This is a genomic window from Amycolatopsis vancoresmycina, assembly GCF_000716785.1.
In the GTDB taxonomy this organism is placed as follows: domain Bacteria; phylum Actinomycetota; class Actinomycetes; order Mycobacteriales; family Pseudonocardiaceae; genus Amycolatopsis; species Amycolatopsis vancoresmycina.
The window spans coordinates 95,890-116,433 of the sequence record NZ_JNYY01000007.1 but is presented as its reverse complement, the minus strand read 5'-3'; the positions used below and the strand labels follow the sequence as shown (position 1 = coordinate 116,433).

20 protein-coding genes and 1 pseudogene are annotated in these 20,544 nt (G+C 70.9%); 13 read left to right on the top strand and 8 right to left on the bottom strand.

Annotated elements, in window-relative coordinates:
* Nucleotides 1–10: 10 nt before the first annotated feature.
* The gene (gene pdxR, locus OO60_RS18855; protein WP_033261796.1) at nucleotides 11–1,459 is read left to right on the top strand and encodes a MocR-like pyridoxine biosynthesis transcription factor PdxR; all 1,449 of its coding nucleotides are present in this window, start codon (nucleotides 11–13) and stop codon (nucleotides 1,457–1,459) included.
* 14 nt (nucleotides 1,460–1,473) lie between these two features.
* Here pdxR and OO60_RS18850 read toward each other — a convergent pair whose 3' ends face one another.
* Together OO60_RS18850 and OO60_RS47815 are read right to left on the bottom strand one after the other, a co-directional pair.
* Nucleotides 1,474–1,851 carry a hypothetical protein gene (locus OO60_RS18850; RefSeq protein ID WP_003057563.1) on the bottom strand — a complete coding sequence of 126 codons (378 nt, stop codon included), beginning with the start codon at nucleotides 1,849–1,851 and terminating at the stop codon, nucleotides 1,474–1,476.
* Nucleotides 1,851–2,942 (bottom strand): NsdA family TPR-like regulatory protein, encoded by a 1,092-nt coding sequence (locus OO60_RS47815; protein WP_483294831.1) that lies wholly within the window; start codon nucleotides 2,940–2,942, stop codon nucleotides 1,851–1,853. Before OO60_RS47815 ends, OO60_RS18850 begins: the two co-directional genes overlap by 1 nt.
* A 305-nt stretch (nucleotides 2,943–3,247) precedes the next feature.
* On the opposite strand from OO60_RS47815, the gene OO60_RS47485 reads away from it, so the two are divergent.
* The 3 genes from OO60_RS47485 (at nucleotide 3,248) to OO60_RS18830 (ending at nucleotide 6,675) form a co-directional block, all read left to right on the top strand.
* Nucleotides 3,248–3,772 carry a recombinase family protein gene (locus tag OO60_RS47485; protein WP_003057568.1) on the top strand — a complete coding sequence of 175 codons (525 nt, stop codon included), beginning with the start codon at nucleotides 3,248–3,250 and terminating at the stop codon, nucleotides 3,770–3,772.
* A gap of 32 nt (nucleotides 3,773–3,804) precedes the next feature.
* On the top strand, nucleotides 3,805–5,574 hold the full coding sequence (locus OO60_RS18835) for an MFS transporter (protein ID WP_003057570.1): 1,770 nt from the start codon (nucleotides 3,805–3,807) through the stop codon (nucleotides 5,572–5,574).
* Nucleotides 5,575–5,772: 198 nt separating this feature from the next.
* Complete coding sequence (locus OO60_RS18830) at nucleotides 5,773–6,675, top strand: IS5 family transposase (RefSeq protein ID WP_033261795.1); 903 nt, start codon at nucleotides 5,773–5,775, stop codon at nucleotides 6,673–6,675.
* 8 nt (nucleotides 6,676–6,683) lie between these two features.
* On the opposite strand, the gene OO60_RS18825 is transcribed toward OO60_RS18830, so the two are convergent.
* The 3 genes from OO60_RS18825 to OO60_RS18815 all read right to left on the bottom strand — a co-directional run bounded on the left by OO60_RS18825 (nucleotide 6,684) and on the right by OO60_RS18815 (nucleotide 8,963).
* Complete coding sequence (locus tag OO60_RS18825; RefSeq protein ID WP_003057574.1) at nucleotides 6,684–7,781, bottom strand: acyltransferase family protein; 1,098 nt, start codon at nucleotides 7,779–7,781, stop codon at nucleotides 6,684–6,686.
* A 235-nt stretch (nucleotides 7,782–8,016) separates the two neighbouring features.
* Nucleotides 8,017–8,679, bottom strand: a complete 663-nt coding sequence (locus OO60_RS18820) for a peptidylprolyl isomerase (RefSeq protein ID WP_033261794.1) — start codon at nucleotides 8,677–8,679, stop codon at nucleotides 8,017–8,019.
* Nucleotides 8,680–8,705: 26 nt separating this feature from the next.
* Nucleotides 8,706–8,963, bottom strand: a complete 258-nt coding sequence (locus tag OO60_RS18815; protein WP_003057577.1) for a DUF2631 domain-containing protein — start codon at nucleotides 8,961–8,963, stop codon at nucleotides 8,706–8,708.
* Nucleotides 8,964–9,057: 94 nt separating this feature from the next.
* On the opposite strand from OO60_RS18815, the gene dxr reads away from it, so the two are divergent.
* The 4 genes and pseudogenes from dxr to OO60_RS18795 all read left to right on the top strand — a co-directional run bounded on the left by dxr (nucleotide 9,058) and on the right by OO60_RS18795 (nucleotide 13,444).
* Nucleotides 9,058–10,260 carry a 1-deoxy-D-xylulose-5-phosphate reductoisomerase gene (gene dxr / locus OO60_RS18810; protein ID WP_033261793.1) on the top strand — a complete coding sequence of 401 codons (1,203 nt, stop codon included), beginning with the start codon at nucleotides 9,058–9,060 and terminating at the stop codon, nucleotides 10,258–10,260.
* A 3-nt stretch (nucleotides 10,261–10,263) separates the two neighbouring features.
* Nucleotides 10,264–11,491: pseudogene (locus OO60_RS44645) on the top strand (M50 family metallopeptidase).
* 113 nt (nucleotides 11,492–11,604) lie between these two features.
* On the top strand, nucleotides 11,605–12,756 hold the full coding sequence (gene ispG / locus OO60_RS18800) for a flavodoxin-dependent (E)-4-hydroxy-3-methylbut-2-enyl-diphosphate synthase (RefSeq protein WP_003057582.1): 1,152 nt from the start codon (nucleotides 11,605–11,607) through the stop codon (nucleotides 12,754–12,756).
* Between the two features lie 16 nt (nucleotides 12,757–12,772).
* Nucleotides 12,773–13,444: a class I SAM-dependent methyltransferase gene (locus tag OO60_RS18795; RefSeq protein ID WP_240490574.1), complete on the top strand. Its 672-nt coding sequence runs from the start codon at nucleotides 12,773–12,775 to the stop codon at nucleotides 13,442–13,444.
* On the opposite strand, the gene OO60_RS18790 is transcribed toward OO60_RS18795, so the two are convergent.
* On the bottom strand, nucleotides 13,433–13,687 hold the full coding sequence (locus OO60_RS18790; protein WP_003057586.1) for a hypothetical protein: 255 nt from the start codon (nucleotides 13,685–13,687) through the stop codon (nucleotides 13,433–13,435). The two genes, OO60_RS18795 and OO60_RS18790, sit on opposite strands and share 12 nt — an antisense overlap.
* 86 nt (nucleotides 13,688–13,773) lie before the next feature.
* On the opposite strand from OO60_RS18790, the gene OO60_RS18785 reads away from it, so the two are divergent.
* From OO60_RS18785 to map, 5 genes are all read left to right on the top strand, one after another.
* The gene (locus OO60_RS18785; protein WP_240490575.1) at nucleotides 13,774–14,571 is read left to right on the top strand and encodes a helix-turn-helix domain-containing protein; all 798 of its coding nucleotides are present in this window, start codon (nucleotides 13,774–13,776) and stop codon (nucleotides 14,569–14,571) included.
* Between the two features lie 4 nt (nucleotides 14,572–14,575).
* The gene (locus OO60_RS18780; RefSeq protein ID WP_033261791.1) at nucleotides 14,576–14,968 is read left to right on the top strand and encodes a VOC family protein; all 393 of its coding nucleotides are present in this window, start codon (nucleotides 14,576–14,578) and stop codon (nucleotides 14,966–14,968) included.
* Nucleotides 14,969–15,139: 171 nt separating this feature from the next.
* Entirely contained in the window at nucleotides 15,140–15,994 is an 855-nt protein-coding gene (locus tag OO60_RS18775; protein WP_033261790.1) for a GNAT family N-acetyltransferase, read from the top strand.
* 61 nt (nucleotides 15,995–16,055) lie between these two features.
* Nucleotides 16,056–17,849: a penicillin-binding transpeptidase domain-containing protein gene (locus OO60_RS18770; RefSeq protein WP_033261789.1), complete on the top strand. Its 1,794-nt coding sequence runs from the start codon at nucleotides 16,056–16,058 to the stop codon at nucleotides 17,847–17,849.
* Between the two features lie 23 nt (nucleotides 17,850–17,872).
* On the top strand, nucleotides 17,873–18,730 hold the full coding sequence (gene map, locus OO60_RS18765) for a type I methionyl aminopeptidase (RefSeq protein WP_003057601.1): 858 nt from the start codon (nucleotides 17,873–17,875) through the stop codon (nucleotides 18,728–18,730).
* A gap of 51 nt (nucleotides 18,731–18,781) precedes the next feature.
* On the opposite strand, the gene OO60_RS18760 is transcribed toward map, so the two are convergent.
* Both OO60_RS18760 and OO60_RS18755 read right to left on the bottom strand, forming a co-directional pair.
* On the bottom strand, nucleotides 18,782–19,585 hold the full coding sequence (locus tag OO60_RS18760; RefSeq protein WP_003057603.1) for an ABC transporter permease: 804 nt from the start codon (nucleotides 19,583–19,585) through the stop codon (nucleotides 18,782–18,784).
* A complete protein-coding gene (locus tag OO60_RS18755) occupies nucleotides 19,585–20,541 on the bottom strand; it encodes a daunorubicin resistance protein DrrA family ABC transporter ATP-binding protein (RefSeq protein WP_003057604.1) in 957 nt (318 codons plus the stop codon). The genes OO60_RS18760 and OO60_RS18755 overlap by 1 nt, the downstream gene beginning before the upstream one ends.
* Nucleotides 20,542–20,544 lie beyond the last annotated feature (3 nt).

Sequence of the window (20,544 nt, the reverse complement as noted above, 5' to 3'; positions counted from 1 at the left end):
CAATGGCCCGATGGACAGAGCCAAAACGTCGCTCTCCGAGGGGTCCATAGGATCGGACTTCCTCCAGCTCGACGTCCGCGAGGCGCCGCCGGGCGGGCTCGCGGACTGGCTCGCCGGCCAGCTGCGCGCCGCGATCGCCGACGGCAGGCTGCCGGTCGGGGGCCGGCTGCCCGCGTCCCGGGTGCTGGCCGCGGAGCTGCGCGTGTCGCGGGGTGTCGTCACCGAGGCGTACCAGCGGCTGATCGACGACGGCCACGCGGCGGGCCGCGGCCGGGCGGGCACGGTGGTGGTCGCCGCGCCGGTGCAGCCGCCGGAGCCCGTGCCGGACCGGTCCGCTTCGAAGGTGATCACGGCGTTGCCGGGCGCGGAGGTGTTCGACGCGGTCCGCGCGGCCCCGGCCCGCATCGACCTCACGCCGGGCGTCCCGGACCTGACGGCGTTCCCGCGGGCGGCGTGGCTGCGGGCGGAGCGGGCGGTGCTGGACGAGCTGGAGCCGTCCCACTTCGGCTACGGCGACCCGCGCGGCGCGCCGTCGATGCGGCTGGCGGTGTCGCGCTGGCTGGCGCGCAACCGCGGGATCCGCGTCGACCCGGGCGAGATCATCGTGGTCGCGGGGGTCGCGCAGGCGCTGACGCTGCTGGGGGAGGTGCTGCGGCAGCACGGCGTCGGTGCGGTGGCCGTCGAGGACCCGGGTTCCCTGGGCGCCCGGCAGCACCTGCACCACTGCGGCCTGGAAACGCCGCCGGTCCCGGTGGACGACGACGGCGTGCGCGTCGCTTCGCTGCAGGCCCCGGCGGTGCTGCTGACCCCGGCCCACCAGTTCCCGACGGGCGTGGTCCTGGGCGGCGAGCGCCGCCGCGAGCTGATGCAGTGGGCGGCCGACGGCGGCATCGTGCTGGAGGACGACTACGACGCCGAGCACCGCTACGACCGCGCGCCGGTGCCCGCGGTCCGGTCGATGCTGCCGGAGGTCTGTTATCTGGGCAGCGTGTCGAAACTGCTGGCCCCGGCGCTGCGAGTGGGCTGGCTGCTGGCGCCGCCGCGGTTCTTCGCCGACCTCGTGGCGGCGAAGCGGTTCGCGGACCTGGGGAATGCGGTGCTGGCGCAGCTGGTGCTGGCCCGGTTGATGGAGACGGGCGAGCTGGAGCGGCAGCTGCGGGTGGTGCGGGCCCGGCACCGCCGCCGCCGGGACGCGATGATCCAGGCTTTGTCGGAGTCGTTGCCCTCGGCGGTGGTCCACGGCGCGGCGGCGGGGCTCCACCTGACGGTGACGTTCGACGGAGAGGTGGACGACGTGGCGGTGGCGGCGGCCGCGCTGGCGGAGGGGGTGAAGGTGCAGCCGTTGTCGTGGCATCGGCAGGTACCGGGGCGGCCGGGCCTGGTGCTCGGCTACGCGGCGCGGACGGCGACGGAGATCGCGGAAGGGGTCGCCGTGCTGGGACGGCTGGTCTCTCTTTGACGTGGCGGGGCGGCCTACGCCACCTCGCGCTCAACTCGTTCGAAGATCTCCATGTCCGTCTGCTGCTGCCAGTCCGGCAGGGCGTCCCAGTCGGCCACGTAGGCGGGCTTCGGCTCCGGGATGTGCTTGTGGATCTGGCCGATCCAGCACAGGGAAACGAATCGGCCTTTCTGCTCGCGGGTCAGCTTCGTGGCTGCGCCGGCCGTCGCGTGGAGGAAGGCGGCCACCTGTTCGAAGACCGCGGCGGCGCTCTGGCGTTCCCAGTCGGGCGTCTCGTCCCAGGGCGCGATGTAGCCGGGTTTCGGCTCGCCGGGGTAGTGCTTCGTGACGCCTGCGATCCAGGCTTCGCGGAAGATGCGGCCGTGCTCTTCGGACAACGAGGTCTCCTTCATCAGGCGGGAACGGTCTTGAGCCGGGCGATCTCCTGCTCAAGGTGGCGAATGTGGGAGTCGGCCCGGAACGGGGCCAGCTGGGGGCGGAGTACGGCCAGTTTGCGGCCGACGTACCCGGCGGAACCGGTCTGCCGCGCCACGTCGAGAGCGGCATTGCCGTAGGTGACGACCTGGTGCGTGTCACGTCGCTGCACGCCGATCGTGGCGAGGTCGGTCAGCACGCTACCCCGGCGACGTGGGGAAATGTCCTGGTAGAGGGCATCCGACAAGGTCGCCTCGGCGCGGTCCGGACGGCCGAGCTCGACGTAGCAGGCCCCCCGTTCTTCGGCCAGGCGTGAACCTTCGAAGCGAAGCCAGCCGCTGGTGCGTACCGGGCCGTCGAGGGTCACGACCTCCTCGGCCGCGGCCAGCGCCTGCTCGCAGGCGGCCAGATCGCCGAGGCCGGCGTGGGTCTGGGCCTGGACCGCCGCCACCCAGTGGCGGGTGGACAGGTCCGGGTCGCCGCGGCGGGCCAGGGTGGCGGCCCCTTCGAGCAGGGGGACTGCCTGGTCGAACCGCCGCTCGTAGACCCCGATGAAGGCATGCCGTGTCATGGCGCAGGCCCACAGGTCGAAGGCGGCGGCCTCCTTACCGGCGCCGGCCGCGAGGGCGTAGCAGTGGGCGGCCTCGGTGTACTGGTCGCCGTCGAAGAAGATCTCGCCGCACAGCTGGAACAGATCGGCCGCGGCGGCGCACAGCTGTCGCCGAACCGCCGTAGCCTGTGGCTCCTGGAGCGCCGTGGTCAGCACGCCGAGTTGCTTCCGCACCACCGGGAGGGCCAGCTGCTTCGACTTGGACCGGGAAAAGACCTGCCACCAGTGTCCGTTCAGCCGGTCGTACTCCACCGCTGCGGTCAAGTCGAGACGGCCGGTGGTGACGGCGTGCTCGAGGCGTTCGAGGTCCACCTGTTCCTCGAGTGCCGGGCTGGCCAAGAGCGCACCGGTCATGGAGACGAGACGCAACAATTCACGGCGGTTCACGTCGTCAACGCCCTGGGCGTGCTCCGCCGTCGGCGGGGGCACCGAGCAGCGTGTTCCTGGTCCGGCGCTCACAGGGACCGCACGTGCCGCCGGAGTTGTCCCGCGCCAGCCGCGCACCACAACGGCAGTAGCGGGCGGCGCGGGAAACGCTCATCGGGTGCGGCCTCGGGGGTGTGGTCTGACATCCGGTACGACGACGGTCACTCTATGCGGTCTCGAGCCTGGTTTCCATGCGTCCGGCGCATACCCACCACCTCCGCACCGTCATGATCTTCACTGACCTCCGAGAGCAGGGTGAACACCATGCACCCCGGCGGCCGGCAGGCCGGTCCGCGGCTACCGCAAGGCGAACGAATTCTCGGCGCTGGTAGCTGTCCGTGGTCATCCGGCTGGCTGCCCGGGGTGCTGTCCACCGCACCGACGCCCAGAACGAGGACAGCATGACCATGGCAACGCTGCCGGTTTCCCCACCCCCGGCTTGCGACGAACCGGCCACGCCGTTGGCCTACGGCTACCTGCGGGTGCCGGACCACGCGCCGGACCACGAGGTGCTCCGCCTCGAGCAGGCTCTGGTCGCGTTCGCCGAGGCCAAGGGCCTGTCCTTCGCCGGCTTCTTCTTCGAGTTCCGGAGTGGCTCCCGCGCGGCCTTCAACGAGCTCATCGGCGAACTCGTCCGGGCCGGCGCTCATCACGTCGTCGTGCCGAGCCTTCGGCACCTCGCCTTGAACACCCTCGTCCAAGACGCCATGCAAGACCGGTTGGCACTGGACGCCGAAGCCGAGGTCCTCCCCATGTGCCCATTCGTTAAAGGATCCACAAAGGACAGTCAAGCCAGTGTGATCATGCTCTCGCACGGGTTTGTGCCACTTGGTTGCCATACGCAAGCAAGTTGCTTAGCCTAGCTAAGGGACTTTGCGAGCAGAGAGGTTGCACAGTGGCGCAACGCCGGACTTATTCGATCGCGGAACTGGGGCCGCGGTACAAGTGGATCGCGCTGTCCAACACGACGCTGGGCATGCTGATCGCCACGATCAACTCGTCGATCGTGCTGATCGCGCTGCCCGACATCTTCAAGGGCATCGGCATCAACCCCCTGGAACCGGCCAACACGAGCTACCTGCTGTGGATGATCATGGGCTTCCTCGTGGTCACCGCGGTGCTGGTGGTGAGCTTCGGCAGGCTCGGCGACATGTACGGCCGCGCGAGGATGTACAACCTCGGCTTCGCCGTCTTCACCGTTTCTTCCATCATGCTGGCCATCACCTGGTTCGACGGCGACGCCGCCGCGCTGTGGCTGATCGGCTGGCGGATCGTGCAGGGCGTCGGTGGCGCCTTCCTGATGGCGAACTCCTCGGCGATCCTCACCGACGCCTTCCCGGCCAACCAGCGCGGGCTCGCGCTCGGCATGAACGGCGTCGCGGCCATCGCCGGCTCGTTCCTCGGCCTGGTCGTCGGCGGGGTGCTCGCGCCGGTCGACTGGAACCTGATCTTCCTGGTGTCTGTGCCGTTCGGCGTGATCGGCACCATCTGGGCCTACCTCAAGCTGCACGACACCGGCGTCCGCAAGCACGCGCGGATGGACTGGTGGGGCAACATCACCTTCGCCGTCGGCCTGATCGCGGTGCTGGTCGGCATCACCTACGGCATCCAGCCGCACGGCACGTCGCAGACCGGCTGGACCAGCCCGATGGTGCTTTCGTGCCTGATCGGCGGCCTCGCGGTGCTGATCGCGTTCGTGATCATCGAATCGAAGGTCGACAACCCGCTGTTCCGGCTGTCGCTGTTCAAGATCCGGTCGTTCACCTGGGGCAACGTCGCCAACCTGACGGCCTCGCTCGGCCGCGGCGGCCTGCAGTTCATCCTGATCATCTGGCTGCAGGGCATCTGGCTGCCGCAGCACGGCTACACGTTCGAGCAGACGCCGCTGTGGGCCGGCATCTACATGCTGCCGATGACCGTCGGCTTCCTGCTGGCCGCGCCGACGTCGGGCATCCTCGCCGACCGGATCGGCAGCCGCCTGCTCGCCTCCGGCGGCCTGTTCATCACCGCCGTCACGTTCCTGCTGCTGATCATCCTGCCGGTGAACTTCAACTATTGGGCGTTCGCCGCGATCCTGCTGATCAACGGCATCGGCATGGGCATGTTCTCCTCGCCCAACCGCGCCGAGGTGATGAACAGCCTGCCGGCGGACGCACGCGGCTCCGGCGCGGGCATGATGACGACGTTCCAGAACGCGGCGATGGTCCTGTCGATCGGCTTCTTCTTCAGCCTGATCATCTCGGGCCTGTCGAGCAGCCTCCCGTCGACGATGCACGACGGCCTGGTCGCCCACGGCGTCCCCGAAGCGGCGGCGGCCCAGGTAGCCAACCTCCCGGCGGTGGCGGTGCTGTTCGCGGCGTTCCTGGGCTACAACCCGATCCAGCAGCTGCTGGGCGGCCAGCTGACGGCTCTGCCGCCGGACCAGGCGTCGTTCCTGACCGGCCGCAGCTTCTTCCCGAACCTGATTTCGGGCCCGTTCCAGTCCGGCCTGGCGGTGGCGTTCGGCTTCGCGATCGCGGTGTGCCTGATCGGCGCTGTGGCGTCGCTGCTGACGAAGGACGCGCGTCCGTCGAGCCGGGAGTCGGTGGGCGAGGAACTGGCCGCCGTGGCCGGGGAGTCGGGTACCGGGCCGAGCGAACTGGTGTCGCCGTCGAGCGAACGCTGACACGGTCGGATCGGAAGCCGGGTGCCGCTCTGGCACCCGGCTTTCCCGTTCCGGGGAGCGGCCCTAGAGCCTGTTTTGATGTGCTGACCAGCGGAACTTCTGGCCAGCATCGTCGATGCGGCGTGTCCTCGGGGCAAATAGGCGAGGTCTCCGGTAGACCGATCAACGACCAAGCTGATCAAGAACACCGGAGACCTCGTGCCCAGCCTAGCGGCGACGGGGCGAGCCGATCTGACCGACGCGCAGTGGGCGATCCTGGAACCGCTGCTGCCCGTCGGCAAGAAGCCCGGCCGCCCGCCACTGTGGAGTAAACGTCAACTTCTGGATGGCATCCGTTGGCGGGTTCGGGTCGGTTCGCCGTGGCGTGACGTCCCACCGGTGTATGGCTGCTGGCAAACCGTCTATGGCTTGTTCCGGCGCTGGCAGCGCACTGGTGTGTGGGCGTTGATCCTGGCCGGGTTGCAGACCCGGGCTGACGCCGCCGGGCTGATCACGTGGGAGGTGAGCGTCGATTCCACGATCAATCGGGCGCACCAGCACGCCGCAGGCGCCCGCATCGACAGTGACCTGCAGAAGGAACCGCCGGGCGGTGTCGGCGAGCCAGAACCGGCCGACCACGCGCTGGGCCGGTCGCGGGGCGGGTGGACGACCAAGCTGCACCTGGCCACCGAGCAAGGCCAGAAACCACTCTCGCTGTTGGTGACCGCGGGGCAGCGAGGCGACTCGCCGCAGTTCGAGGCCGTATTAGCCGGGATCAAGATCGCCCGCGCTGGCGGCGGACGGGCCAGGACCCGCCCCGATCGGGTCCTGGCCGACAAGGCATACAGTTCTCGCGCCAACCGGGCCTACCTGCGGCGGCGCGGGATCGCCTGCACGATTCCCCAGCCCGCTGACCAAATCCGGCATCGCCGCAACCGCGGCCGGGCGGGTGGCCGACCACCCGCCTTCGACCCGCAGATCTACAAGCAACGGCACGCGGTCGAGTGCGGCATCAACCGGCTCAAACGCAACCGCGCCGTGGCCACACGATTCGACAAACTCGCGGTCCGCTACGAGGCCACCGTGCACATCGCGGCGATCAACGAGTGGCTACGCCATTGAAACAGGCGCTAGACCCTGGCGAGCGCGGGCTCGGTCACCTCGGCGGCCGGCGCGACCTTCTTCGCCCGGCGCCGCGCGATGATCCGGCGGCCGACGTCGATCATCGGGACCTCGACCCAGCGGTAGAGCAGGTCCGCCGCCAGCAGCCCGGCGACCGTCACGGCGACCGCGGTCAGCGTCCGGTGCGGCGCGAACTGCGGGATGGCCCCCGCGAGCGCCAGCGCGACGACGCCCTGCATGAGGTAGAGCGAGTACGACCGCTCGCCGACGAACCGCATCGGCCGCCGCGAGAGCACCCAGGCCAGCGGCCCGCCGCCGGCAACCAGGGACGGCACGAGCAGCGCCACCAGCAGGATGTACCCGGTGCCGGTGATCGAACCGCCTTCGTCGTGCAGGAACCCGGCGATCTCGCCGAACTGGGTCTGCACGGCGATCAGCGCGGCGGCGACCACGAGGCCGGTGACGGGGTGGGTGAACACCCGCAGCGCGGCGAAGCCCTTGCGGTGGTGCAGCACGATCGCCAGCGTGCAGCCGATGAGGATCGGCGAGTACGCGCCCGCGTAGGGCATGAAGGGGATCAGGGCGAGCATGATCGCGACGAGCCCGACGGCGAGGCTCAGGCGTTTCACGAAGCCGAGCGCGCCGAGGCCGAACGCGAGCAGCGGCCACACGAGGTAGAACTTCTGCTCGACGCCGAGGGTCCAGGCCTGGCCGAACAGGGCCATCTGGTGGTACTCGCCGACGAAGAGGACGTTCCACGGCAGCGCGGACACGATGCCGCTGTGCCGCAGGCCCAGCCCGCGGAAGTAGGCGAAGACGACGACCACGCCGATCACGACGTAGTAGACGGGGAGGATCCGGAAGGCCCGGCGGATGTAGAACTCCGCCAGCGAGACGCGGCCGGCGCGGTCTTCCTCGCGCAGCGCCAGCGTGGTGATCAGGTACCCGGAGAGCACGAAGAAGAGGTGCACCCCGATCCAGCCGTTGGCCCGTTCCCAGTTGGGACCGCCGTAGTGGAAGACGACCACGAGCACGGCGGCGACGGCGCGGACGCCGTCGAGGGCCGGGAATCTTCGGGTCGCCAGGTACTCGTCGTGCGTCATCATCGCGTGATCCCCCCACGAAGCTCAGCTGTGAACCTGCCCAATGTAATCGGGCGATCCCGGCATTCACTCGGTGGGGGGACCTTTGGGGCGCGGGTGACGGATGGTGCGCGGCGGGTCTACCTGCGCCAGGATCCGGTGGGGTGGAGCCGGCACCGTCCGGTCCGGCTCGGGCGCCCGGCTTCGGGGAGCAGGTGACCGGGCTGATGGACCTCATCCCTGCCGGCTCCGGCAGGGATCAGTGGCCGACCGTGGCTCGCTGGATCTTCACCGGGTGTGCCGGTGCCCCGTCGAGCGGCCCGTTCGGATCCTTCGGGATGATCCCGTCCGCGACCATCCGGTCGATCGCCGACATCCCACGAATCACCCGTCCCATCACGGAATACTGAGACGGGATGTGCGCGAACGAGTGCACGATGAAGAACTCCGACCCGTTCGTCCCCGCCCCCTGGTTCCCCATGGCGATCGTCCCCCGCGGGTACGTCTCGGCCCCCGTGGCCTCGTCCGGGAACTTGTACCCCGGCCCACCCTTCTCCACCTCGTAGATGTCCCCACACTGAAGAACACCAAGCCGAGCGGAGTCGGAAAGCCGCCAGCACTGGGACCGGTCGTAGAACCGCTGCAAAACCAGCGAGACCATGTTGTGCACCGCACAAGGCGCCGCGCCACCACGGTCCAGCCGCACGGTCACCGGCCCGTAGTTGAACCGGAACGTCACATCGACAGTCCCGCGGGTCGACGCGAAAGGCAGTGGACGCACCACCGGCCGCGCGGCCGGGTTCGAAGGCGTCGGCGTGAACTCACACCGGACCAGTGGCACCGAAGCCGACGCCGGCGTGGCAGGGGCCACCAAGGCACTCAGGACGACACCGACGAGAGCAAGGCCCCAGCGCAGCTTCATGCCGGGGGACGGTAGCGAAAAACCGACTACTTGCGCCAGGCGGTGCGCTGCTTCCGGATGTCGAGCACCAGCAGCAGGATGAGGAACAGCGACAGGCCGACGAGCCACACGTTCTCGGTGTTGTTCTCGTGGTTGCCCTTGATCATCACCAGCAGGATGATCGCGCTGACCCAGCCGGCGATGCGGGTGGCCTTCGGGAACGAGCCGTGCCAGCCCCAGGCCGCGGACGGCTCGTCGCGCGGGTCGACCTCGGGCCGCCTCTTCTCGACCGCCTTGCCTGCCACGATGAACTCCTCAAACCCCGTGAACCTCGGACCCGCCGATGATCCCACACCTCCGGGTGCGCCGCGGAGACGCCCCGCGCGACAATGACCGGCGATGACTACCTCGCGAAGCGTTCTCGTGCTCGGCTCGACCGGGTCCATCGGCGTGCAGGCCCTCGACGTCGCCGCGCGCAACCCGCACCTGTTCCGGGTCGCCGGGATCGCCGCGGGGGGCGCCGATCCCGCCGCGCTCGCCGCGCAGGCGATCGCCCACGGGGTCGAGGCCGTCGCCGTGACCAGGGCCACCGCCGCCGAAGACGTCCAGCTCGCGCTGTACGCCGAGGCGCAGAAGCGCGGGTACGCCCAGGGCGACTTCAAGCTCCCGAGGCTCTTCGCGGGCTCCGACGCCGTCACCGATCTGATCGACGCCGTCGAAGTCGACACCGTCCTCAACGCGCTCCCGGGCTCCCGCGGCCTCGAGCCGACGCTCAGAGCGCTCGCCACCGGGGCCACCCTCGCGCTGGCCAACAAGGAGTCCCTGATCGCCGGCGGGCCGCTGGTGCTCGCCGCCGCCAAGCCCGGGCAGCTCGTGCCCGTCGACTCCGAACACTCCGCCATCGCCCAGGCGCTGCGGGCCGGCAGCGAGAACGAGGTCGCCCGGCTCGTCCTCACCGCCTCCGGCGGCCCGTTCCGCGGCCGCAAGCGCGCCGAACTCGCCGGTGTCACGGTCGAGCAGGCGATGGCGCACCCGACCTGGTCCATGGGCCCGCTCATCACGATCAACTCCGCCACCCTGGTCAACAAGGGCCTCGAGCTGATCGAGGCGGCGCTGCTGTTCGGCATCGCGCCGGAGAAGATCGACGTCACCGTGCACCCGCAGTCGATCGTGCACTCGATGGTGACCTTCACCGACGGCTCGACGATCGCCCAGGCGAGCCCGCCCGACATGCGGCTGCCGATCGCGCTCGCGCTGCACTGGCCGGACCGCGTCCCCGGCGCCGCACCCGCGTGCACCTGGGACAAGGCCGCGACCTGGACGTTCGAGCCGCTGGACGACGATGCTTTCCCGGCCGTCGAGCTGGCCCGGCACTGCGGCACCGCGGGCGGCTGCCTGCCCGCCGTCTACAACGCCGCGAACGAGGAGCTCGTGTCCGCCTTCCTCGCGCAGAACACCAGCTTCACGTCGATAGTGGACACTGTGTCCGAGGTGGTGGGAGCCGCCGACGAATGGCGTCGCGAACCACGCGACGTGGAGGACGTACTCGCGGCCGAGCGCTGGGCTCGTGCGCGGGCCGGTTCGATCATCGAGGGGAAGTAGCGGGTGCTCGCCTACATCATCGGTGTGGTGCTCTTCGCGCTGGGGATCTGCGTCTCCGTCGCACTGCACGAGGCCGGCCACATGGTCACGGCGAAGGCTTTTGGCATGAAGGTCCGGCGGTACTTCGTCGGCTTCGGGCCGACGGTCTTCTCCTGGCGCCGCGGCGAGACCGAGTACGGCCTGAAGTGGATCCCGCTCGGCGGGTTCTGCGACATCGCCGGCATGACCGCGCTCGACGAGGTGACGCCGGACGAGGCGCCGCGCGCGATGTGGCGGTTCAAGACCTGGAAGCGCACCGTCGTGATGTCGGCCGGGTCGATCACCCACTTCATCCTCGGCTTCGTGGTCCTCTACCTGATGGCCGTGACCATGGGCCTGCCGAACCTGAACGCCGGCCCGACCGTCCCGGTGCTGGATTCGACGTCCTGCGCCCGTTCGACCACGACGAAGGAGCAAGGCCCAGGCCCAGGCCAACGCCCCCTGCCCGCAGGGCGCACTGGCCCCGGCGGCTGCGGCGGGGCTGCGGCCCGGCGACAAGGTGCTCGCCGTCGGCGGCAAGCCGGTCGCGACCTGGGACGAGATGCTGACCGCCGTGCAGGCCACCAGCGGCCGGACGGTGTTCCAGGTGCAGCGTGGCGACCAGCAGCTGTGGCTCGTCGTCGACGTGCCGAAGGTGCAGCGCTGGAGCCCCTCCGGCGTCAAGGAGGTCGGCATGATCGGCGCTTCCCCGAAGGTGGAGTCGCCGACCGTCCAGTACGGCCCGGTGGCCGCGATCGGCGAAACCTTCAGCTTCACCGGCACGATGTTCGCCCAGACGGCCCAGCGGCTCGTCCAGTTCCCCGAGCGCATCCCCGCGGTCGTCACCGCGATCTTCGGCGGCGAGCGCGACCCGAACACCCCGGTCAGCGTCGTCGGCGCGAGCCGGATCGGCGGCGAGGCGGTCGAACAGGGCATCTGGGTGCTGTTCTTCTTCCTGCTGGCCAGCCTGAACTTCTTCATCGGCGTGTTCAACCTGCTGCCGCTGCTGCCGCTCGACGGCGGGCACATCGCGGTGGTCTGGTACGAGCGCGTCCGCGACTGGATCCGCGGGCTGCGCGGCAAGGCGGCCGGCGGTCCGGTCGACTACACGCGGCTGTCCGGGATCACGATGGCGCTGGTGCTGGTCGGCGGCGCCGTGACGCTACTCACGGTGACGGCGGACATCGTCAACCCCATCCGGATCTCGCCGTAGCCCCACGGAGGGGTGGCGGCCCGGCCCGGGCCGCTCACCCTGGCCGTAACGTTGCTCACCGTGACGGTTGACATGGTGAAGCTGGCCCAGTAGGGGTAGGTACGCTGGAAGCCGTGACCGTCGCACTCGGTATGCCCGCCCTGCCCCCGCCCGTCCTCTCCGAGCGCCGCAAGACCCGCCAGCTCCACGTGGGTTCGGTCGGCGTCGGCAGCGACTTCCCGATCTCCGTCCAGTCGATGACGACGACGCTCACCTCCGACGTCAACGCGACCCTGCAGCAGATCGCCGAGCTGACCGCCGCGGGCTGCGACATCGTCCGCGTGGCGTGCCCGTCGGCCGACGACGCCGAGGCGCTGCCCGCGATCGCGAAGAAGTCGCAGATCCCGGTGATCGCCGACATCCACTTCCAGCCGAAGTACGTCTTCGCCGCGATCGAGGCCGGCTGCGCCGCGGTGCGCGTCAACCCCGGCAACATCCGGAAGTTCGACGACCAGGTCAAGGAAATCGCCCAGGCGGCGAAGGACCACGGCACGCCGATCCGGATCGGCGTCAACGCCGGCTCGCTCGACAAGCGGATCATGGACAAGTACGGCAAGGCGACACCGGAGGCGCTCGCCGAGTCGGCGCTGTGGGAGGCGTCGCTGTTCGCCGAGCACGACTTCCACGACATCAAGATCTCGGTGAAGCACAACGACCCGGTGGTCATGGTGCGCGCCTACGAGATCCTCGCCGAGCAGTGCGACTACCCGCTGCACCTCGGCGTCACCGAGGCCGGCCCGGCGTTCCAGGGCACGATCAAGTCGGCCGTCGCGTTCGGCGCGCTGCTGCGCCAGGGCATCGGCGACACGATCCGCGTTTCGCTGTCCGCGCCGCCGGTCGAAGAGGTCAAGGTCGGCGCCCAGATCCTGCAGTCGCTGAACCTGCGGCCGCGGAAGCTGGAGATCGTGTCGTGCCCGTCGTGCGGCCGGGCGCAGGTGGACGTCTACACGCTCGCCGAGCAGGTCACGGCCGGGCTCGAGGGCATGGAGATCCCGCTGCGCGTGGCGGTCATGGGCTGCGTCGTCAACGGCCCGGGCGAGGCCCGCGAAGCCGACCTCGGCGTGGCTTCGGGCAACGGCAAGGGCCAGATCTTCGTCAAGGGCGAGGTCATCAAGACCGTCCCCGAGCACGCGATCGTCGAGACGCTCATCGAAGAGGCCATGCGCATCGCCGAAGAGGCGGGCGAGTCCCTTGGCGAAGGTGCCCCGGTCGTCACCGCCAGCTGATCTTCGGGGGGTCCGGGTGGCGAAGCCCCCGGCCCGGGGCGGAGCCCCGGATGTCACAGCTGATCTGCTGCCGGACGACGCTCTCGAAGCGTCGTCCGTGGTGGCCAACCGGGCGATGAACCGCGAGCGCCGGTTGGCCGGTCGCGACGGCTACGCGCGCGTGCTCGGGTTCGACATCCTCGGCCTGCCGCCGGGCGCCCGCTGGCTCGACCTCTGCTGCGGCAGCGGGCGGGCGCTCCTCGACGCGGCTGAGGTCCGCCCCGACCTGGACATCACGGGTGTCGACCTCGTCGGGTACTTCGCCGCGGCCGGGCCCGTCCGGCTGGTGACGGCGTCGATCACGGCGTGGCAGCCCGGCGGCCGGTACGACCTCGTGACCTGCGTGCACGGGCTGCACTACGTCGGCGACAAGCTGGGTGCGCTGCTGCGGGCGGTGTCCTGGCTGGACGACGGTGGCGTGTTCGTGGCCAGCTTCGACGTCGCCGGGATCCAGGCGCCCGGCGGGGCGCGCCGGGTCCTGCGGGCGTTGCGCGAAGCGGGCTTCGCGTACGACTCGCGGAGCCACCGGATCCGGCGTGCCGGGCCGTTCCACGGCTCGTTGCCCTTCCGGTACCTCGGCGCGGACGACCGGGCCGGCCCGAACTACACGGGCCAGCCGGCGGTCCATTCGTACTACTCAGCCCTGTAGGTGGTGCTGGGCGGCGTCGCGGATCTGCAGGCGGACGTTCTCGAGGGCGGCCGCGACCTCGTCGATCTGCTGCGAAGCGAGCTGGATCGCGCCCTGGATCGCGGTCGCGGTGGACGTCTCCCCGAGCAGGCCGAGCACCTGGGCCTGCAGGTCTTCGAGGTCGCTCTTCGTGGCGAGCGCAATGCCGGTCGGCACCTGGTCGGCGAGCAGCTCCAGCTGCTGCGCCTGCTCCTGGATCGTCATTCGGGTGGTTCCTTCCGCGGTGGGGACGCGCACCTTCCGTGTTAGCAGATCCGGAATTGTCGGTGGTGCCCTCTACCCTGATCTTCGTGAGCGTGACCTGGGCCATTCACGAGCCGCACCCAGTGGTGCGGCCCCTGGTCACGCGCTATGTCGGGTACGCGCAGGACGACGTCACGCTGGCCGTCCACCGCGGTCTGCCGTCCCGGCACGTGACGCTCGTCATCAGCCTCGCCGGGCCGGTGCGGATGGCCGGGCGGAGCCTGCAGGGGCTGGTCGGCGGCCTGCACACGCGCGCGGTGCTGATCCGGCAGGACCGCGTGCAGGAGGGGCTGCAGCTGGAGCTCGACCCGCTGGGCATGCGCACGCTGTTCGGCGTCACGGCGGCGGAGCTGAGCGGCGAGGTCGGCGACCTGGCCGACTTCGGGCTGGGGTCGCTGCCGGACCGGCTGCGCTCGCTGCCGACGTGGCGCGAACGGTTCGCGCTGCTCGACGACGTCCTGGCCGCCCGGGCGGCCGACCCGGTGGCCACGCCGGCCGAGGTGGGGGAGGCGTGGCGCCGGCTGCGCGGTGCCGACGGCCAGGTGCGTGTCGCGGACCTCGCGGCCGAGGTCGGCTGGAGCCGTCGCCACCTGGGCGAGCGGTTCCGCACGGAACTCGGGCTGCCGCCGAAGCAGGTGGCGCGGGTGCTGCGGTTCGAGCGGGCCACGCGGCAGCTGCGCCGGGGCCACGCGGACCTGGCGTCGCTGGCGGTGGAGTGCGGCTTCTACGACCAGGCGCACCTGACGAACGAGTGGCGGGCGCTGGCGGGCTGCACGCCGGGCACGTGGATCGCCGAGGAGCTCCCGTTCCTCCAAGACCAGGAGGCGGAGGTGGCGCGAAGCTGACGGCATGACACCCGAACCGAACGTGTGGCCCGCCCTGCGTTACGACGACGCCCCGGCGGCGATCCGCTTCCTCGTCGACGTCCTCGGCTTCACCGAAGCCTTGGTGGTGCCCGAAGGCGACCTGGTGGCCCACGCGGAGCTGCGCTGGCCGGAGGGCGGCGCGGTGATGCTGGGCAGCGTCCGCCCGCCGGACGGCGTCCACGACACGATGAAGCCGGGCACCGCGGCGGTGTACGTCGTGTCCGATCGCGTGGACGAGGTGCACGAGCGCGTGCAGGCGGCGGGCGCGGAGATCACGGCCGCGCTGACGGACACGGAGTACGGCTCCCACACGTTCAGCCTCCGCGACCCGGAGGGCAACGCGTGGACGATCGGCACCTACCGCGGCGCGGCCTGACACGCCCGGTCCCGGAGCGCCGCGAGTGACGCGTCCGGGACGGGCCCGGACGCGTCCTCGGGACGGGCCCGGCCTGCCGGCACCGGCCCCCACCCCGACCTGGGCGCTTCATCTCACCGTGTCGACAGCCTCGCGTTCCGTTTACCGCCCGGATCTGGCACCCTGGAGCCCGTGTTGCGGCTTGCAGGTGCGCGGCTGCTCGATGATCGGGACTATCCGGCGGTCCGTGCCGCGCTGGCCGCGGATCCCGTGGGCAGCTGCATGGTCAGCGCCCGGGTCGAGGCGGCCGGTCTCGACCCGTGGCGGCTCGGTGGTGAGCTCTGGGCCGCCGACAGCCGTCCGGTGCGCGCCGGACGGCTCCAAGGCCTGTGCTTTTCCGGGCCCAACCTGATCCCGCTGAAAGGCAACGCCCCCGCCCTGCGCTCCTTCGCCGACCGCGCGCTCCGGCGGCAGCGCACCTGCTCCTCGCTCGTCGGCCCGGCCGAGCAGGTCCTCGGCCTGTGGGACGAACTCGAAGACGAGTGGGGCCCGGCCCGCGAAGTCCGCGACGACCAGCCGCTGATGGCGCTGGACAGCACCCCGCTCGTGGCCGCCGACCCGCTGGTCCGGCCCGTCCGGCCGGACGAACTCGAGCGGTACCTGCCCGCGGCCGTCGCGATGTTCATCGAGGAGGTCGGCGTCGATCCGCGCAGCGGCGACGGCGGGGCCAGCTACCGCGCCCGCGTCACCGAGCTCATCGGCGCCGGGCGCGCGTTCGCCCGCTTCGAGAACGGCGAAGTCGTCTTCAAGGCCGAGATCGGGGCCATGTCGGCGACCGTCGGGCAGATCCAGGGCGTCTGGGTGCACCCGGACCGCCGGGGCGACGGGCTCGGCACCGCCGGCACCGCCGCGGTGGTCAACCGGCTCGTCCGCGGCCTGGGCCGCACCGCCAGCCTCTACGTCAACGCCTTCAACACCCCGGCCCTCGCGGCGTACCGCAAGATCGGCTTCAAGCAGGTCGGCCAGTACGCGACGGTGCTGTTCTAACCACTCTTCCGTGGCGGAGTTTCGCAGCCGCCGCACCGCTCTGACCAGGCATCATCCGGCCATGAGTGCACGTCGGCGCCGCAGTGCGCTCGCGGTGGTGCTGCTCGCCGCCGCGGCCACGGCCGGGTGCTCGGGCGACGGTCCCGGGGACGCCCTCTCCGCCTTCCTGGACGCCGTCGCGTCCGGGGACGTCGCCGCCGCCGCGGCGAACACCGACTCGCCCGACGCCGCGAAGACCGTCCTGAGCCAGGTCCGCGGCGTGCTCGACCCGGAATCGCTCGACGTCGACGACGAAGAGGTGAAGCAGCCGGACGGCGACGTCGTGACCGCCGGCTACCGGCTCACCTGGCACCTGCCGCACGGCCGCACCTGGTCCTACCGCGCCGACGCCCAGCTGCGGGCGGCCGAGGGCGGCTGGCAGGTGCACTGGCAGCCGACGGTCGTGCACCCGCAGCTGGCCGTCGGCCAGACCCTGGGCCTGCTGCCGCAGCTGCCGGAGACCGCGCCGGTGCTCGACCGCGACGGCGTGCCGCTGATGCGCCCGCAGACCGTGATCGGCGTGGTCGTCGACCCGCAGAAGACCGGCAACGCGACCGCCGTCGCCGGCTCGCTCGCCAAGGCGCTACACCGGTACGAGCCGTCGGTGACCGGCCGGTCGGTGCTGGACGGGATGAGCAAGACCAAGCCCGGCGACGCCTACCCGGTGATCACCCTGCGCGCCGGGGACTACCAGCGCGTCAAGCCGGTGATCTACGACCTGCCCGGTGTCCGGTTCGCCAGCCAGGAGCGGCTGCTGCCGGTGGCCCGCGGGTCCGGGCAGCAGGTGCTGCCGGGCATCCGGGCGCTGGTCGAGCAGCAGCTGGCCGGTGCGGCGGGCTGGCGGATCGTCACCCGTGACGTCACCGGGGGCGAGGTCTCCGAGCTCAAGGCCGAGCCGCCGAAGGTCTCGCCCGCCGTCACGAGCACGCTCAGCGCGAGGGTCCAGGCCGCCGCCGAGAAGGCCCTGGAAACCGAGCCGTACTCCGCCGCGCTGGTGGCGATCCAGCCGTCGAGCGGGGACATCCTCGCCGTGGCGCAGAACGACGCCGCCGACGAAGAAGGCTCGCTGGCCCTGTCCGGGCGCTACCCGCCGGGGTCGACGTTCAAGATCGTCACGGCGGCGGCCGCGCTGGCCACCGGCGACGTCGACGCCGGCAGCCCGGTCGACTGCCCGGGGACCACGACGGTCGAGAACCGCGTCGTGCCGAACGAAGGCCGCTTCGACCTGGGCCGGGTGCCCCTCAAGACGGCGTTCGCGCGGTCCTGCAACACGACCTTCGCCCGGCTCGCCGCCGGCCTCCCGGCGGCGGCACTGACCGACGCCGCCCGCTCGTTCGGCATCGGCGCCGACTTCGTGGTCCCGGGCCTGACCACGGTCACCGGCGACGTCCCGGCCAGCGATTCGGCGGTCCAGCGCGCGGAGAACGGCTTCGGCCAGGGCCGGGTGGTGGTCAGCCCGTTCGGCATGGCGCTGGTCGCGGCGACCGTGCAGGCCGGGAAGGTGCCGACGCCGTCGATCGTCAAGGGGCTGCCGGCGAGCACGAAGAACACCGGCGACGCGCCGCCGGGGGAGGTGCTCGACGCGCTGCGCGGGATGATGCGCGAGGTCGTCACGGCGGGCACCGCGACCGGGCTGCGGGACATCCCGGACGTCGCCGGCAAGACCGGCACCGCCCAGTTCGGTGACGGCTCGCACTCGCACGGCTGGTTCGTCGGCTACCGCGGCGACCTGGCGTTCGCCGTGCTCCTCACCGACGCCGGGTCCTCCAAACCGGCGGTACAGGCCGCGCACCGGTTCCTGGCGGGGATCGGCTGAGCGGACCGTCGTAAGGTGGAGGCATGTCCGTTCGTGCCCCGCTCGTTCCCGGCGTCCAGACGCCGCGCCGTGACGTCCCCAGTTCCATCGCCCGTCCCGAGTACGTGGACAAGCCGGCGCCGAAGCGGGACACCGGCAACGGCGTGCGCACGCCCGAAGTGATCGAGGCGATGCGGGTGGCGAGCCGCATCGCGGCCCAGGCGCTGGAGGAGGGCGGCAAGGCGGTCAAGCCGGGCGCCACCACCGACGACATCGACCAGGTCGTGCACGAGTTCCTGCTCGACAACCACGCCTACCCCTCGACGCTGGGCTATCGCCGCTTCCCCAAGTCGTGCTGCACGTCCCTCAACGAGGTGATCTGCCACGGCATCCCGGACTCGACGGTGATCGAGGACGGCGACATCTGCAACATCGACGTCACCGCCTACATCGGCGGCGTCCACGGCGACACGAACGCGACGTTCCTGGCCGGCGACGTCTCCGAGGAGGCCCGCCTGCTGGTGGAGCGCACCCGCGAGGCGACGATGCGGGCGATCAAGGCGGTCCGGCCGGGCCGGCAGCTCAACGTGATCGGCCGGGTCATCGAGTCCTACGCCAAGCGCTTCGGCTACGGCGTGGTCCGCGACTTCACCGGCCACGGCGTCGGCCCGGCGTTCCACACGCCGCCGACGATCCTGCACTACGAAGAGCCCTCCGTCGACACGATCATCGAGGAGGGCATGACCTTCACGATCGAGCCGATGATCACCCTGGGCACCATCGACTACGACATCTGGGCCGACGACTGGACCGTCACCACGAAGGACAAGAAGTGGACGGCCCAGTTCGAGCACACCCTCGTGGTGACGGCCGACGGCAGCGAGATCCTCACCCTGCCCTGACCCTCGTGAGTGGTTAGGGCAGTTCTAACTGCCCTAACCACTCACGAGCTTTCAGTGGCTGGTCGCCTTCTTGTAGCAGCGCACCGAAAGCGGCACGAAGACCACCAGCAGCAGCGCGATCCACAGCACCGAGGCCAGGAGCGCGTGCTGCATCGGCCAGACGTCGCGCGGCGGCATGGCCGCGCTCGTGTTGCCGAACAGCTCCCGCGCCGCCTGCGTGACCGCCGAGACCGGGTTCCAGTCCGCGATCGCCCGCAGCGGGCCGGGCAGCCGGCCGCTGTCGACGAACGTGTTGGCCAGGAACGTCAGCGGGAAGACGACCACCATCGACACGTTGTTGAACACCTCGGGCTTGCGCACGGCCAGGCCGAGCGCGCCCATCACCCACGACAGCGCGTAGGAGAACGCCAGCAGCAGGACGATCCCGCCCAGCGCCTCCGGCACGCCGGTGTGGATGCGCCAGCCGACCAGCAGGCCGACCAGGCCCATGATGAGCAGGCTCGCCGTGCTGAGGATGAGGTCGGCGGTGGTCCGGCCGATCAGCACCGCGGCCGGCGACATGGGCAGCGAGCGGAACCGGTCGATGATGCCCTTCTGCAGGTCGTCGGTCAGCCCGTAGCCGGTGACGATGCCGCCCATCGCCACCGCCAGCGTGAAGATCCCCGGCAGCATGAACTCGCGGTAGGACAGGCCGGGGACGTCGATCACGCTGCCGAACACGTACCCGAACAGCAGCACGAACATCACCGGCGTGAACACGAGGGACCCGAGCAGGTCCAGTGACCGGAAGATCTTGATCGAGTTGCGCTTGGCGACGGTCACGCCGTCGGTGACGGCCATCTGCACCGCGTTCATCACACGGCCTCCTTCGCGGGTTCGGCCGTCTCGTGGCCGGTGAGGGTGAGGAAGACGTCGTCGAGGGTGGGACGGCGGACACCGACGTCGCGGACGTCGACGCCGTCGGCGGAGAGCAGCGCCAGCGCTTCGGTAAGCGCTTTCGCGCCGTGGGTCACGGGCACGGTGAGCCGGAAGCCCTCGGCCTGCGGCTCGCCGCTGGCCAGCCGGGACAGCGCCCGCTGCGCGACGACGACGTCGTCGTGCGTGCCGACGGTCAGCTCGATCCGCTCGCCGCCGACGAGGTCCTTGAGTTCGTCGGCGGTGCCGCGGGCGATCACGCGCCCGTGGTCGACGACGGCGATGCTGTCGGCCAGCCGGTCGGCCTCTTCCAGGTACTGCGTGGTGAGCAGCAGGGTCGTGCCGCCCGCGACCAGCTCGGTGATGACGTCCCACAGCTCGGTGCGGGCCCGCGGGTCGAGCCCGGTGGTCGGCTCGTCGAGGAACAGCACCGGCGGGTTGGCCACGAGCGCGCCGGCCAGGTCGAGGCGGCGCCGCATGCCGCCGGAGTAGCCCTTCACCGGGCGGTCGGCGGCGTCGGCCAGGCTGAACCGGGCGAGCAGCTCCCGGCCGCGGGCTTTGGCCCGCTTGGTCCCCAGGTGGTACAGCCTGCCGACCATCTCGAGGTTCTCGGCCCCGGTCAGCTCCTGGTCGACGGCGGCGTACTGCCCCGAAGCGCCGATGTGCGAGCGCAGGACGTGGGCGTCCTTCACGACGTCGAACCCGGCGACCGTCGCCCGGCCCGCGTCCGGCTTCTGCAGCGTCGTGAGGATCTGGACGGTGGTGGTCTTGCCGGCGCCGTTCGGCCCGAGCACCCCCAGCACCGTGCCTTCCGGCACCGTCAAGGTCATCCCGTCGAGCGCGGTGACCTTCCCGTACTTCTTGACCAATCCCTCGGCCACGATGGCGTCTGGCATCGA